16 protein-coding genes are annotated in these 14328 nt (G+C 61.7%); 6 read left to right on the top strand and 10 right to left on the bottom strand.

Features of this window, described 5'->3' with window-relative positions:
• Window positions 1-19: 19 nt before the first annotated feature.
• The 5 genes from rplS to ffh form a co-directional block, all read right to left on the bottom strand.
• Window positions 20-448: a 50S ribosomal protein L19 gene (gene rplS / locus AC1U7K_RS01305; protein ID WP_480249012.1), complete on the bottom strand. Its 429-nt coding sequence runs from the start codon at window positions 446-448 to the stop codon at window positions 20-22.
• Complete coding sequence (gene trmD / locus AC1U7K_RS01300; protein WP_480249011.1) at window positions 445-1236, bottom strand: tRNA (guanosine(37)-N1)-methyltransferase TrmD; 792 nt, start codon at window positions 1234-1236, stop codon at window positions 445-447. The genes rplS and trmD overlap by 4 nt, the downstream gene beginning before the upstream one ends.
• Window positions 1223-1759, bottom strand: coding sequence for a ribosome maturation factor RimM (rimM, locus tag AC1U7K_RS01295; protein ID WP_480249010.1), 537 nt, complete (start codon window positions 1757-1759; stop codon window positions 1223-1225). Before rimM ends, trmD begins: the two co-directional genes overlap by 14 nt.
• A gap of 21 nt (window positions 1760-1780) precedes the next feature.
• The gene (gene rpsP, locus AC1U7K_RS01290) at window positions 1781-2044 is read right to left on the bottom strand and encodes a 30S ribosomal protein S16 (protein ID WP_480249009.1); all 264 of its coding nucleotides are present in this window, start codon (window positions 2042-2044) and stop codon (window positions 1781-1783) included.
• A gap of 109 nt (window positions 2045-2153) precedes the next feature.
• Window positions 2154-3503, bottom strand: coding sequence for a signal recognition particle protein (gene ffh / locus AC1U7K_RS01285; RefSeq protein ID WP_480249008.1), 1350 nt, complete (start codon window positions 3501-3503; stop codon window positions 2154-2156).
• Between the two features lie 204 nt (window positions 3504-3707).
• On the opposite strand from ffh, the gene AC1U7K_RS01280 reads away from it, so the two are divergent.
• A complete protein-coding gene (locus AC1U7K_RS01280) occupies window positions 3708-3968 on the top strand; it encodes a DUF4321 domain-containing protein (RefSeq protein WP_480249007.1) in 261 nt (86 codons plus the stop codon).
• A gap of 67 nt (window positions 3969-4035) precedes the next feature.
• On the opposite strand, the gene uvrB is transcribed toward AC1U7K_RS01280, so the two are convergent.
• From uvrB to AC1U7K_RS01260, 4 genes are all read right to left on the bottom strand, one after another.
• A complete protein-coding gene (uvrB, locus tag AC1U7K_RS01275; protein ID WP_480249006.1) occupies window positions 4036-6033 on the bottom strand; it encodes an excinuclease ABC subunit UvrB in 1998 nt (665 codons plus the stop codon).
• 56 nt (window positions 6034-6089) lie between these two features.
• Entirely contained in the window at window positions 6090-6629 is a 540-nt protein-coding gene (locus AC1U7K_RS01270) for a metal-dependent hydrolase (protein WP_480249005.1), read from the bottom strand.
• Between the two features lie 13 nt (window positions 6630-6642).
• A complete protein-coding gene (locus AC1U7K_RS01265; RefSeq protein ID WP_480249004.1) occupies window positions 6643-7437 on the bottom strand; it encodes a hypothetical protein in 795 nt (264 codons plus the stop codon).
• 190 nt (window positions 7438-7627) lie between these two features.
• Window positions 7628-7885, bottom strand: coding sequence for a hypothetical protein (locus AC1U7K_RS01260; protein WP_480249003.1), 258 nt, complete (start codon window positions 7883-7885; stop codon window positions 7628-7630).
• Window positions 7886-8030: 145 nt separating this feature from the next.
• On the opposite strand from AC1U7K_RS01260, the gene AC1U7K_RS01255 reads away from it, so the two are divergent.
• Both AC1U7K_RS01255 and AC1U7K_RS01250 read left to right on the top strand, forming a co-directional pair.
• Window positions 8031-9050, top strand: coding sequence for a response regulator (locus AC1U7K_RS01255; protein ID WP_480249002.1), 1020 nt, complete (start codon window positions 8031-8033; stop codon window positions 9048-9050).
• Window positions 9047-10534 carry a M28 family peptidase gene (locus tag AC1U7K_RS01250; protein WP_480249001.1) on the top strand — a complete coding sequence of 496 codons (1488 nt, stop codon included), beginning with the start codon at window positions 9047-9049 and terminating at the stop codon, window positions 10532-10534. Before AC1U7K_RS01255 ends, AC1U7K_RS01250 begins: the two co-directional genes overlap by 4 nt.
• 50 nt (window positions 10535-10584) lie before the next feature.
• Here AC1U7K_RS01250 and AC1U7K_RS01245 read toward each other — a convergent pair whose 3' ends face one another.
• The gene (locus tag AC1U7K_RS01245) at window positions 10585-11001 is read right to left on the bottom strand and encodes a hypothetical protein (protein WP_480249000.1); all 417 of its coding nucleotides are present in this window, start codon (window positions 10999-11001) and stop codon (window positions 10585-10587) included.
• Window positions 11002-11089: 88 nt separating this feature from the next.
• On the opposite strand from AC1U7K_RS01245, the gene AC1U7K_RS01240 reads away from it, so the two are divergent.
• From AC1U7K_RS01240 to AC1U7K_RS01230, 3 genes are read left to right on the top strand one after another with little or no spacing between them, the layout of a single operon-like run.
• Window positions 11090-12628 carry a TolC family protein gene (locus tag AC1U7K_RS01240; RefSeq protein ID WP_480248999.1) on the top strand — a complete coding sequence of 513 codons (1539 nt, stop codon included), beginning with the start codon at window positions 11090-11092 and terminating at the stop codon, window positions 12626-12628.
• Between the two features lie 5 nt (window positions 12629-12633).
• Window positions 12634-13311, top strand: a complete 678-nt coding sequence (locus AC1U7K_RS01235; RefSeq protein WP_480248998.1) for a hypothetical protein — start codon at window positions 12634-12636, stop codon at window positions 13309-13311.
• Window positions 13308-14321, top strand: a complete 1014-nt coding sequence (locus AC1U7K_RS01230) for a ribonuclease Z (RefSeq protein ID WP_480248997.1) — start codon at window positions 13308-13310, stop codon at window positions 14319-14321. Before AC1U7K_RS01235 ends, AC1U7K_RS01230 begins: the two co-directional genes overlap by 4 nt.
• Window positions 14322-14328 lie beyond the last annotated feature (7 nt).

The raw sequence follows: 14328 nt of genomic DNA, 5'->3' as shown, positions 1-14328 counted from the left end.
CGACCTAACCCTCTTCAGATCACGTCCCGGCAGGAACAGGCTCGGCGGCGACCGGTTCTGCGGCTTTCGCCTCCTTCGCCGCGGCCTGCTGCTTGGCCTCGGGCGAGAACTCTCGTTCTCCGACCTTGGCCATCTTCCCCTTCTTCGTGCGGAGATAGTACAGTTTGGCGCGCCGAACTTTGCCTTGGCGGACGACGTCGATCCGGGCGATCGTCGGCGAATGGACCGGAAAAATTCGTTCGACCCCGACACCGTACGAGAGCTTCCGGACGGTAAAGGTCTCGCTGTTCCGTGTCCCCTTGCGGGCGATGACCGTGCCTTCGAACACCTGGATGCGTTCTTTTTCGCCTTCCACGACCTTGACGTGCACACGCACGGTGTCACCGATTTCAAGTGGCGGTATCGTCTTCTTGGCCAACGATCGTTGGATTCGTTCTAACTGGTTCATGGTCGCAACTCCTCCTCTCCGCACAACACAGACTGCGCTCTCGGCTCTTCCTTTAGAATTTCATCCAACAATCGTCGATCTTCCTCGGTCAGAAGCCGATCCTGCAACAACTCCGGACGTTTTCGATACGTGGTTCGCAACGCCTCCTTTCGGCGCCATCGGCGAATCGCTTCATGATTGCCGGACAGCAACACGTCCGGCACCGTGAGTCCCCGAATCTCCGGCGGCCGGGTGTACTGAGGATAATCAAGCAGCGGCTCCGAAAACGAGTCGTACTCGGCCGAGGTTGGATCGCCGAGGACGCCGGGAATCAAACGGGCCGCCGCGTCGATGATGACGAGTGCCGGCAGCTCTCCGCCGGTCACGACATAGTCGCCGATCGACAGCTCTTCCGCGCCCAGGCCGAGACGAACGCGCTCGTCAAATCCTTCGTAGTGGCCGCAGAGAAAGACCAGGCGCCGTGGCTCGTCTCGCAGTTCTCGGGCGATGCCTTGCGTCAACACCCGACCCTGGGGCGATGGGATGATGATCCGGAACGACGCCTCGTCGGCGTACTGTGCACGAAGCGCGTCGATGGCTCGGAAGACGGGCTCCGCCTTCATCACCATTCCGGCACCGCCGCCATACGGCGTATCGTCGGCTACTTGGTGGCGATCCGTGGCATAGTCGCGCAGATTGTGGACGCGCACGTCGAGCAGGCCCTTCTCCTGCGCCCGCTTGAGAATGCTTTGCCCGAGCACGGGAGCCACCATGTCGGGAAAGAGGGTCAGGACATCACACCGCATCATCGTCTTCCATCAAGGCCGATTGCCGAACCACCATCACCCGGCGCGCGAGGTCGATTGACGACACCGCCTGTCTGGTACCAGGGATGAGTCGCTCTCGCCCCTCGGCTCGGACGGCGAAGACCGGCCGGCTCGGCGTCTCCAAAATTTCCTCGAGCGTTCCGATCACGTGCCCATCCACATCCTGCACCGTGAGGCCAATGAGCTGAAACTCGTAATAGTGGTCCTCGCCGAGAGGCGGAACCGGTTCCTCGGGTATCTGGATCAGCGCGCCGCGGAAGCTCCCGACTTCTTCGGGCGTGGAAAAGAGATCGAAGCCGACGACATAGGAGTCGTGATCCTTGCGAAGGCGAGTGATCTTCGTCGCCACCGACTGGCCCGATCGCGTCAGCAACGTCACCTGCTTGAGCGATTCGAAGCGCCCCGGCACATCGGTGAGCGACTGCACGCGGACATCCCCCTTCACCCCAAAGGGCCTGAGGATGCGGCCAATCACCACGAGATCCGCCATCACCGGATTCCCCATACGAGTCACGCGAACGGGCCGTCAGCTCTTGGTCGCCGTTGGGGTGAGAAGACCGGCGCGCTTCAGAACGGTACGGACGGTGACGCTCGGTTGCGCGCCATGTGTGAGCCAGTACTGCACCCGGTCCGCTTTCAGCTCGGCCACCGGCGGATTCTTGAGCGCATCGTAGGTGCCCAGCACTTCAAGGTACCGGCCGTCGCGCGGCATCCGGGAATCGGCCGCCACCACCCGGTAGAAGGGCCGTTTGTGTCGTCCTGCTCTCGTCAATCGTAGATGAACTGCCACGTGTCACTCCCTTGCGTTGAGGTTGAGATTGAAGCTAAGGTTGAGGATGACCGAAAAGTTACACGCCTGTGCTCACCGTTGCCTACTGAAACTCAGCCTCACGTCGGGCTTAACCTTGGCTTCGTAACAGTTGAGCGAGTTGCCGTCGGCCGCCGCCGGCCGTGAGGGCCTTGACCATCTTGCGGGCCGAGAGAAATTGCTTGATCAAGCGGTTGATGTCCTGCACGTTCGTGCCGCTGCCCCGTGCGATCCGCTTTTTCCGACTGCCATTGATAATCGTATGGTCGCGACGCTCCCGCGGCGTCATCGAATCAATGATCGCGACGACCCGTTTGATTTCACGATCCGGGACGCCGCCCGCCGCCATATCCTTCAGCCGTTGTCCGCCAGGCAGCATGCCGAGGATTTGATCGAAGGACCCGAGTTTGTTCACCTGCTTGATCTGATCCCGAAAATCTTCGAGCGTCAGCGTCTTGGACGTCAGTTTTTTCTGAACGGCTTCGGCCTGCTCCCGGGAATAGGCCTGCTGAGCTTTTTCGACCAGCGACAGAACGTCGCCCATTCCGAGGATACGGGACGCCAACCGGTCGGGATGAAACACTTCGAGCGCATCGAGCTTTTCACCGACGCCCAGGAACTTCACCGGTTTGCCGGTGACGGCGCGGATGGACAGCACGGCCCCGCCGCGTGCATCGCCCTCGACCTTGGTTAGGACGATGCCGGTCACGCCGACCTTCTGATTGAAGCGATCGGCCATCGTGACCGCGTCCTGCCCGGTCATCGCATCGGCGACCAACAAGACCTCGTGCGGACGGACCGACGCTTTGACCGCGACGAGTTCATCCATCAACTCATCGTCAATGTGCAACCGCCCGCCGGTATCGAGGATCACGACATCGCAGCCTTGATCGCGACCCCGCTCGACGCCACTCGCGCAAACGGCCACAACATCGGCCTTCGACGTCCCCGGCCGATCCGCGCGATGCACCGGAACATCGAGATCACGTCCCAAGCTCACGAGCTGCTCGGTCGCGGCCGGACGCCGCGGATCGGCGGCTACCAGCAGGATGCGGCGTCCTTGTTGCTTGAAGTACCGGGCCAGCTTGCCGCACGTCGTGGTCTTCCCCGATCCCTGCAGACCCACCATCATAATGATCGTCGGGGGCACCGGCGCGAGCGTGAGGCCCGCTTGGCCCTGCCCCATCAAGGCGCACAGCTCTTCCCACACGACCTTCACAACCTGGTGGCCCGGGGTCAGGCTCTGCAGCACCTCTTGGCCAACGGCGCGCTGCCGAACGCGATCGAGAAACTCCTTGACGATCTTGAAATTGACGTCGGCCTCGAGCAGCGCGAGCCGCACTTCTTTCAGCGCTTCGGCGATGTTGTCTTCCGTCAAGACGCCGTGGCCGCGCAGCTTCTTCAGGATGCGCTCAAATTTTTCGCTCAGCGCGTCGAGCACCGTACATCTCCTAGCACTTAGAAAAACTTACAAAAAGGGCAACACGGCAGTCTAAACAACGAGGGGGTTGAAGTCAAGGGAATGGCCGTCTTTCCAAGGCGATCGCGCATCGAAACGTCGATCGAATGGTCGACGCTGATTTCTTGACTTCCTAGAGAGCTTTCGCTAAGGTGCGCCGCAATTTCTGGCCGGAGGGAGGCGCGGGTGCGCAAATCACCATGGATCCTGCTCGTCTTTATCCTGCTGGGCGGGTTGCTGGGAGGAATTCTCGGCGAGATTCTGCGCGTGATGGCGCCAAAAGGGACGATTCAAAACATCTTCACACAAGCTATCATGCCGGGGATCGAGCCGCCCGTCACGGTCAACCTCGTGCTGCTCAAGATCACCTTTGGCATCGTCGTCAAAATGAACCTCCTGACCTTTCTCGGCATCTTCCTCGGCATCTACCTCTATAAGCAGGCCTAGGAGGAAGGTTGAGATTGAGGTCGACATTCGGCTCCGCTCAACCTTAATCTCAGCCACAACCTCTCCCTCACGCTTCCACCTGCAGCTCCTTGATCCGTAGCGCCTTGATCCGGTCGCGCAGCTGCGCCGCCTTTTCAAACTCCAACATCTTGGCCGCCGCTTTCATTTCACCTTCAAGCTTCCGGATCGCGGCCTCGATCGCATCGGGTGTCTCGTATTCCACCTTCCCATCAGCGGCCATGGGGAGTTCGAGATAGTCGGCCTCCGCCATCTGATACTCGAGCGTCCCAATGCTCTTCTTGATCGTCTCGGGCGTAATCCCATTCGCCTCGTTGAAGGCCGCCTGGATCGCCCGGCGCCGTGCCGTTTCGTCGAGGGCGTGCCGCATCGAATCCGTGATCGCGTCGGCATAAAAAATGACCCGGCCGTCGACGTTGCGGGCCGCCCGGCCCGCGGTTTGGATCAACGACCGATGGGACCGCAAATAGCCTTCCTTGTCGGCATCCAGGATCGCGACGAGCATGACTTCGGGAATGTCCAGCCCCTCGCGCAGCAGATTGATGCCGACGAGCACGTCGAACACGCCGAGCCGCAGGTCGCGCACGATCTCGGCCCGCTCCAGCGTCTTGATGTCGGAATGCAGGTACCGCACCTTGATCCCGAGATCGTGGTAGTACTCAGTCAGATCCTCCGCCATCCGCTTCGTCAACGTCGTGACCAGCACCCGACCGCCGCGTTCGATCGTCGCCCGCACTTCGCCTAAGAGGTGATCGACCTGTCCCCGGGCAGGCCGCACCTCGATCACCGGATCCATCAGGCCGGTCGGCCGGATGATCTGCTCGACGATCTGGGAGCCGGCGTGCTTGAGCTCGTACGGACCCGGCGTCGCCGACACGTAGACGACTTGCGTCATGAATGTCTGAAACTCGGGAAATTTCAGCGGCCGGTTGTCAAACGCCGAGGGCAGCCGAAAGCCGTATTCGACGAGCGCCTTCTTCCGCGAATGATCGCCTTCATACATCCCTTGCAGTTGGGGGATCGTCGCGTGCGACTCGTCGATGATCAGGAGAAAATCCTTCGGGAAATAGTCCATCAGCGTGGGCGGCGGCTCGCCCGCCTGCCGTCCGCTCAAGTGTCGCGAATAATTTTCAATGCCGTGGCAGTAGCCCATCGCGCGGATCATCTCCAGGTCGAAGCGCGTCCGCTGCTCGATGCGTTGCGCTTCCAGCAATTGGCCGTGATCCTTGAAATACTGAATGCGCTCCTCCAGTTCCTCCTCGATGCCGGTCAGCGCACGCTCATAGCGATCCGGCGCGATGAGATAGTGCGTGTTCGGATAGATCGGCACTTTGGGCAGCCGCTGGATCGACTTCCCGGCCAAGGGATCGATCTCATGGATCGCATCGACGGTATCGCCGAACAGCTCGATCCGGACCGAAATCGCATCGCTCGACGCCGGGAAGATTTCGATCACGTCGCCCCGCGCGCGGAACGTGCCGCGATGAAAGTCGGTGTCGTTGCGCGAATATTGGATCTCGACGAGTTTGGAGAGAATCTGCTCCCGGCGGATCTCCATGCCTTCCTCGAGATAGAGGAGCATGCCGTGATAGACCTCGGGCGACCCCAGGCCGTAGATGCAGGACACCGAGGAGACGATCACCACATCATTGCGCTCGAGCAGCGACCGCGTCGCCGAGTGGCGCATCTGATCGATCGCGTCGTTGATCGAGGCATCCTTGGCAATGTAGGTGTCGCTCTGTGGGATGTACGCTTCGGGCTGGTAATAGTCGTAGTAACTGACGAAGTATTCGACCGCGTTGTGCGGAAAGAATGATTTGAACTCCTGGTAGAGCTGCGCCGCGAGCGTTTTGTTGTGCACCAAGACGAGCGTGGGCTTCTGCGCCCGCTCGATCACATTCGCCATCGTGAAGGTCTTGCCTGAGCCGGTGACGCCCAGCAGCACCTGGTGCTGCAGGCCGGCCTTGCCCCCCATCGCCAGCTTCTCGATCGCCGGTCCCTGATCGCCTTTGGGCGTAAACGGTGCTTCCAATGTGAATCGCGGCATGGCGGTCATCTTATCATAGAGGTCGGCTCGATGACCGGACGGATCTGTCCGCCCGCTCAGCGCCAGACCTTGCGAGCCGCGCCGGCGGCAGCGGTGATGAGGAGGGCCGGAACCCAGATCCACAGCACTTCACTCGCCAGGACGGTCACGCCATAACGGCTAAAGAACGGCGCGATGCCGATCGGCGATACGTACACGGGGCGCCAGGGCAGGAAGTATCGCGTGTCGTCAAAGGGCGCAAAGAACGCGACGCCGAGTCCGCCGTTCGTCATCGCATCGAGCAGGCCGTGAGAAGCCGCGACGAGGAAGAAGTGGCTTAGGAGCAGCCACCATCGCGTCGATCCGACCGCCACCTCACGGAACCCATAACGGACCACGACCACGGCGAGGACGAGCGCGAAGGCCAATGAATGCGACAGCCCGCGGTGCCCCAGCATGTGGCTATAGGGAATGCCCAAGCCAAAGCCGAGGACGTCGGCATCCGGCAGGATCGAACAGCCGACGGAGAGCGCCCAAAATCGCCTGGCGATCGGGACGCCGACCACCGTCTTCCCGAGCGCGAGCGCGACGACCGCATGAGAAAACGCCGACGCCACGAGATGTACGGAGTCAATAGGCAGCGGGCGGAGACAGCGGTCGCTGGGAGTAGAGCGGGGCGGCGTTCAAATTATCGAATCCGACCATGGCCGGGCCTCGTGTCACCACACCGATCTGACCCGGTTGAAGGCTCTTGCTCTCGTACGACAGCACCTGAACGCCGTCGTAGACGACCTCGATGAATTCCTTGCTGATGATTGTATTGCGGCGAACGCGCAAGACGTGCCACGGAATAGATTTCGGTTTGACAGGCGTTCGCCCTACAACCGTGGCCACTCCGTTCTCGACGCGGAGCAGTTCGATCTGTTGACCGGCCATATCGACCGTCGCCGCGTAAAAGCGCTTCCCGTCGTCAGCGGCAACGACGATGCCCGCGGCACCATTGGCATCGGCCGGTGATTCGGCCAGTCGCAAGCGCACCGACACATCCGGGTATTCATACACCAGCTCATCGACGAGCAACACTTGGAAACACTCGTCCGACGGGCAAGGCGCGGATTGCCGGACGATGTTCGGTGGCGACGGCGCATTGGGATCGCTTTGCACGAGCCACAGCGCCGCCTCGCCCGCGCCGACCGTCAGCGGAGAAAAGCCGGTCGGCGGCTGAGCCGCCGGCTGCTTGTCGAAATTCCAGGTCTTGAACAGGTCGAGCGGCACGGGGCGCCGGGTGGGTCCGATCTCTTGCCCACGATCTTCGCCACTGGCTGTCGACGCAATGATCATGACCATCGCGATCAACAGGACCACACCTCTCCATCTCTCGTACAGCGGTCGCTCGCTCTCGTCCACCGGTCGCTTGCTAGGCATTCCCATCACTCCTTCTTCACGATGCGGTCGGCGCGCCCAAGGTCATCGCCTTGCACGGCCCGCTTCACGGTCCAGCGCAGATGCGTCTCGTTATGCTCATCAGAACGACCACGGCCAACGAGACCGAGCAGCCACAGCGCAACGGAGTGACTCTCGCGCCCTTGTTCACTGTCGGTACGCTGTGGGAAATTTATGAGTGGGTGGACCGCGACTGCGATCGCTTGATGTCGAAGATCTCCTGCTGCCGGCGATCCCGCTCGGCTCGGATCTTCTTGATTCGCTCACCTCGGTTCAAGGTCCACCACCGGAGGCGCTCCAGAAAGGTGACCTTTGGCGGTGGCACGTTCTCTGCCGTCGCCTCATGGAATTCGTATCCTTCCGCCTTTTCCCGCTCCGCGAAGAACTTCCGGTATCGATCGAAGTATGGCGACTCACCTGCCATCGTCATCCCCCACTCTGATGATCGGGCGGAATAGTACCCGGATCATTCGCCGACCTGCAACTGAAGCACAGCCGGCCGAGCCGGGGAAGAACACGTACGCCGACCTGCCGATTGACCGGCTAAGCGAACGAGCGTAAGGTACGAACGGCTCATGTCTACCGCACACATTCTCATCATCGATGATGATCCCGCCGTGTTGACCGCCCTGCCTGAAATGTTTCGTCTCTGGATGCCCGGTGCCGTCGTCGACCTCTGCGGCTCGGCGCGGCTGGCCTTGGACCGCATCGAGACGACCGATTACGATGCCATCATCTCGGACATTCGCATGCCGGATATGGACGGCCTGACGCTCCTCGAGCATATCAAGACCATGCGACCGGAGACGCCGACCCTCCTGGTGACCGGCTATGGCGATCAAACGCTGGCGATGCAGGCGTTACGCGGCGGCGCCTATGATTACATTCTCAAACCGGTCGATCGCGACTACCTGCTCGGCTCGGTCAATCGGGCGATCCATGTGCGTCACCTGAGCCGGCAGGCCGAGGAGCACAAGCGCATCGAGCAGAGCCTCCGTGACAGTCGACGCCTGCTCGAATCGATCATCGACGCGGTTCCGTATGTCTTGGTCGTCGTCGACGGCGAGGGTCGGCTGCTGTTGTTCAATCGCGCGGCGGAGGCGTTGACGAAGTACGGTCGCGACGAAGTGCTCGGCCGGTCGATCTTCGATCTGCTGATTCCTCCCTCACGTGCCACCGACGTCCAGGAGCGGCTGAAGGCACCGAACGACAGCCCTCCGGCTCCGCATCGGAGCCCCTGGCTCACGAAGTCGGGCGAGGAGCGGCTGATCGAGTGGCGCTGCATTTCTATTCAAGGCGGCGATGGGCAGCACGGCTATGTGCTGGGCATCGGCATCGACGTGACGGATCGCCAGCGGACGGAAGAGACGATTACCTCCCTGCATGCAGAGCTCGATCAGCGAACGCAAGCCTATACGAAGGTCGTCCATGACCTTGAAGCATCCAAGTCGGAGCTCCAGGAAAAGGTGGTGGACCTGGAGACGTTTCAGGACGTCGTCGTGGGCCGTGAATTGAAGATGATGGCGCTGGAAAAGCAGGTCGCCCAGCTTCAACGAGAATTGGCGATGCTGAAGACGGGACACGCCGACCGTTGATCACATGGCAGCACGGGACGCGAGGGCTGGCGTTGCTCGCCCTCTGGGCCTCCGCAATAGCCGCCGATCTGCCGACTCTCCCCATCCTTTCTTCTTCTCCTTCTCCCTCTCCTTCTCCTTCCACAGCCCGGCTGTTGGCCGACGTCGCGGCATTGAGCAGCGCGACGTTTGAAGGACGCCAAACAGGGACGGAGGCTGACCGCACGACGGCGGAATTCGTCGCACACCGGTTTTCATCGCTCGGGTTGCAGCTACCGCCCGGCTCTTCCGCACTGATGGCCGCGCCCGCCAGCGTCACGACAATTGCCCCCGCTCCACGGCTCGAATTCCATGCTGGCGGCACAGCATTCCTGGCGCAGCCCGGTTCCGATTACCTTCCGATCCTCGATTCGCCATCCGTCGACCTCACCGCACCGCTCGTGTTCGTCGGTTATGGAATTTCCGATCCCGATCGGCAATTCGACGAGTACGCCGATGTCGACGTGCGCGGCCGGGTGGTCCTGGTCCTCCGTGGGAAGCCCGAACGCTATCCGACCTTCCTGACGCACGCGGACAAGGCACGAATCGCGCGCGCTCACGGTGCGGTGGGAGTCATGACGGCGACTCCACCGGTGATGACGGGATACGAAGCCCGCCGGGATCCGAGCCACGCGCCCAAGGCCGCGTATGGCGGCGTGCCGGCGACGGACATGTTGCCGGGCGCGTGGATCAGTACGGACCTGGCGGAACGTCTGCTTGAAGCCTCTGAAGGGCCGACGAAGACACCCCTACGGATGCTTCAGACAGACCTCAATACTCTCACGCCGCGATCACGCGCGATGCCGGTCACCGTCACCCTGCGCTGGGAACGGTACGAGACGAGCGGCACGATGTACAACGTCGTCGGTCTCCTGCCGGGACGTGACAACCGGTTCGACGGCGGCGAAACGGTGATTGTCGGCGCGCATCGCGACCACTTTGGCCGGCAAGCGGGGCTGGTCTTTCACGGTGCAGATGACAACGCCTCTGGCACCGCAGTCCTCCTCGAAGTCGCGCGGCTCCTGCGCGACTTGGCGGAGAAACCGAAGCGGTCGATTCTCTTTGTCTCGTTCAGTGGGGAGGAGCAAGGGCTGCTGGGATCGAAGCGCTATGTCGACACCCCGGTGGTGCCCTTAGCCGTCACGCGTGCGATGATCAATGTCGATCATGCCGGGATCGGAAATGGTCGGTTGACGGTGGGAGTCGCCGGACGCCCGAAGGATGTGGCGCTGAAGGCGGCCGACGAGGCGGACCTTAGCCAGCTCATCGATGTCTTCGGCTTTTTCCCGGGCGGCGACCACGTGCCGTTCAAGGAAGCTGGAGTGCCGACGGTGACGATCGTGAGCGGCGGCGCGCACCCGAACTTCCACCAGCCGGGGGACACCGTGGAAACGATCAACCCCGACGTTCTTGCGGCTGTCACGCGATACGTCGCCGTCCTAACATGGCAACTCGCGAACGAATAGCGTTCAGTGAGGATTGCCCTCTTCCCTCGGAGCCCTCACCCAACACGACCTCAAGGGATGTCTAACAGGTCCGATTGAATTGGCGCCACAGGCGGCGGGATGCGGGGCGGCGGCACGAGTAGAGTCGGCGTTCCGGTCTGATTCGCGCCTTGGATGAGGCCGACGGATAACTGCGGGCCAAGGGTCATAATCGCCCCGCTCCACGCCTGGCCGGTCGATGGATTGCGGAAGTTGAACGATTCGAAATTGTTCCCCGGGTTGTACATGAACCCCGTCGTCCCCTGATTGTCGAGGTACAAGTTGCCGGGGCCGACCAAATTGAAGAACGGTGCCACGCCGCCGCCGAAGGCGCGCACACCCGACACGCTTTGCGCGCCCAGGCTTCCCGCACTGATGAGACCGATGACGATGGTGAGCCCAATCACTCCTCCCCACCGACTCGGCCCGACGCTCAGCTTCACGTGCATGATGACCTCATGGAGTGTGGAGTGAGATGACACTGAATTGCGAATGCTCTAGTATAGCGCCGGTCGTCATCTGCAACTAGGGGGACTTATGCGTGCTGTCCATCTCGTAGTCTCGTGCGCCGTGTTGTGGACGGTCCTTGGCCTGCCGCATGACGGTTGGCCCGCGGACGCAGGTGACCAGCGTGCGGAGCGTCGCGACGCCATTACCGTCAAAGATGCCGTGCTCCAAGCGCTGCAGCGCAATCTCGATATCACCATCAGCCGGCAGACGAAAGAGTCGAGGCTCACGGACATCATCTTCGAGCAATCGAAGTTCGATCCGACCATGAGCCTCAACGCGCAATACAACCGATTGGTCCAGCCGTTGAACCGACCGGTCCTCGGGTTCACCGGCTCCGCGCTGAACCAAATTACGACCTTCGATCAAAACACGAGCTCCGTGACCCTGGACCTCACCCAAAACCTGTTGACCGGCGCCAACTACGACATCAACTACAGCCCCCAGCGGACCTTCGTCGCGGGACGGAACACCTTCTTGTTCAATCCCGCGTATACCGGCGGCCTGGCCTTTACGCTGACGCAACCGTTGTTGCGCGGCGCCGGTGTCGAGATCAACAAGACGTTCATTCGCATCGCTCAGAACAATGCGCAAAACGAACAGCAGGCCTTCACGGATCGCGTCTTGACGGTCATCGCCACGGTCGAGCAGACCTATTGGGAATTGGTCTTTGCCAATGAGAACCTGAAGGTCGCGCAGGCGGCCTTGAAGGCCGCCGAAGAACTGCTGGCGGGCAATCGAGCAAAGGCCAAGGCCGGCGTTCTGTCAGCCGTCGAGGTCCTGCAAGCCGAGGCCGGCGTGGCCTCGCAGGTCGAAGCCATCCTTGTCGCCGAGAAGACCATTCGGGATCAAGAAGACCAAGTTCGGCGTCTTTTGAATCCCGACGAGTTCGATCTCCGCCAGGACGTCCGGCTCATCCCCCTGGATCAGCCGGTTCAGATGCTTGAGCCGTTGACGCTCGAGGAGGCCATCGATGCCGCCATCGACCGCAGGCCGGAGATTCTCCAAGCGAACAAGAACATCGAGACCAGCGACTTGAATACCAAGTTCGCCAAGAACCAACTGCTGCCGAGCCTGGCGGCGCAAGGCACCGTCGGCTTGGCGGGACTGGGTGCGAATACGGGCGATATGTTTTCGCGAAATTTCGGCGGCGACTTCTACAACTACGGCGGGGGCCTCGTCTTGAGCTACCCGCTCGGCAATCGGTCGGCGTGGAGTCAGTACAACAAGCGCCAACTGGAAGCGCTGAATGCGAAAGCCACGCTGCAGAGCGTGCGGCAACAGGTCATCGTCGCGGTCAAGGAAGCGGTTCGGCGCGTGCAAACCGATTTCAAGCGGATCGAAACGACCCGGGCGGCCCGGATTTTGGCGGAAAAGCAATTGGCCGCCGAACAGGAGCGGTTCAAGGTCGGCTTGAGCACCACGATCTTCGTCCTGCAATTCCAGCGTGATCTTGCCACCGCGCGCGCGAACGAACTGCGCGCCATCGTCGATTACAACAAGTCGCTGTCCAACCTCGCACGCCAGAAGGCGACCACGCTCGACAAGTACAGTATCGTCCTGCAGTAGCCACAATGGCCGGCGTGCATGGCGAACGGCTCGCCTGGCTGGCACTCTTGCCCATTGGCGCCACCGGCCTGTTCTACCTTCTTCCCGCCTGCTGGCAAGAAACAGCGGTCGTTGTCTTTGCGCCACAGGGAGTCGCCTACGCGTGTTTGATCCTTTGGGCCGGGTCCAACGACCACCCATTGAAACGTTTGGGGCTCGACCCAGCAACCATCGTCGTCAGCCTCCGCACAGGTATCCTTGTCGGCTTGCTGCTTGGCGCCGTCAACACGGCGGTGATCCTGTCCATCGTGCCCGCGCTCGGGGCGGACATTCAGTTTTTACGCGACACCCCGCACGCTCGCCTGCCGGCGGCCATCATGGTGCCGTGGTTCATCGGCCTGATCGCCGTGTTCGTCGAGGTCAACTTTCGAGGGTTCCTTCTCGGACGGTTGCTCATGCTCCTTCAACAAGCCCCGCTTCCCGGGCCCGTCACCGTCGCCGCGGCGATCGCGCTCAGCGCCCTGGCCTTCTCCTTCGATCCCTTCATGGTCTCGACGTTTCGCCATCTGCATTGGATCGCCGTTTGGGACGGACTCGTGTGGGGTATGATGTGGGTACGACTGCGCAGCCTCACCGCCACGATCGCGGCGCACGCGGTCGAGGTCTTCGTGATGTATGGCGTGCTGAAGCTCGTCTTGACATGACACCGTCCTTCTCGTGCTATCTCGTCAATGATCCATTCGGCGATCCGGGACTCTATGTCGAGATTAAATGGGCCAGGCGCGGCCTGCTCTTCGATCTCGGTGACAACGCGCCGGTCAGTCCGACCCGCCTGCTTCGAGCGAGTGATGTCTTCGTCTCGCACACGCATATGGACCACTTCATTGGCTTCGACCGGGTGTTGCGGATCGCCCTCGGGCGCGGCAAGACCTTGCGTCTGCACGGTCCGCCGGGCTTGATTGACAACGTGGCGGGGAAGTTACGCGGCTATACTTGGAACCTCGTCGACGGCTATCCGTTGACCATCGAGGTGACCGAGTTCGACGGCGGCCGGCTGCGCGCAACCGAGTTTCTGGCTGCCGAGGGGTTCCGCGGCCGGGACATACGAGAAGCAGAGCACCCGGTGGCCGGGGATGAACCGTTCACCGTGCTCAGCGACCCGATGTTCGCCGTGCGCGCGGTCGCCCTCAATCATCGTATCCCGTGTTTCGGCTACGCGCTGCAGGAGCAGTTCCATGTCAACATCAATAAAGAGAAGCTGCATGCGGCCGGGCTCCCGGTTGGCTCGTGGCTCAAGGACGTGAAGCAGCACCTGTGGGATGGCCGCCCGGACGATTTCCGATTTCGGGCGACGCTCTACTTCGAGCACCGCAAGGAGGAGCGGGAGTTTCGCCTGGGGGACGTGCGCGAGGCGTTCGTCACGATCACGCGGGGGCAAAAGGTGGCGTACGTGGTCGACCTCCGATACGACGAGCGCAATGAAGCGAAGATCGTCCACCTCGCGCAGGGTGCGGACGTGTTCTATTGTGAAGCCCCGTACCTGGATCGCGACGCGGCCAAAGCCGCCGAGCGTTATCACCTGACCGCCCGCCAAGCCGGACTGATGGCGAAGAAAGCGGGCGTCCGCGAGCTCATCGTGTTTCACTTCTCGCCACGCTACACGGGGATCGGCCAGGCGATCGTCGATGAAGCCCGGGAGGCCTTCCGGGGTTGAACGCAGC

It is taken from the genome of Nitrospira sp. Vd2 (assembly GCF_979581665.1).
This window is presented reverse-complemented; position numbering and strand designations above follow the sequence as displayed.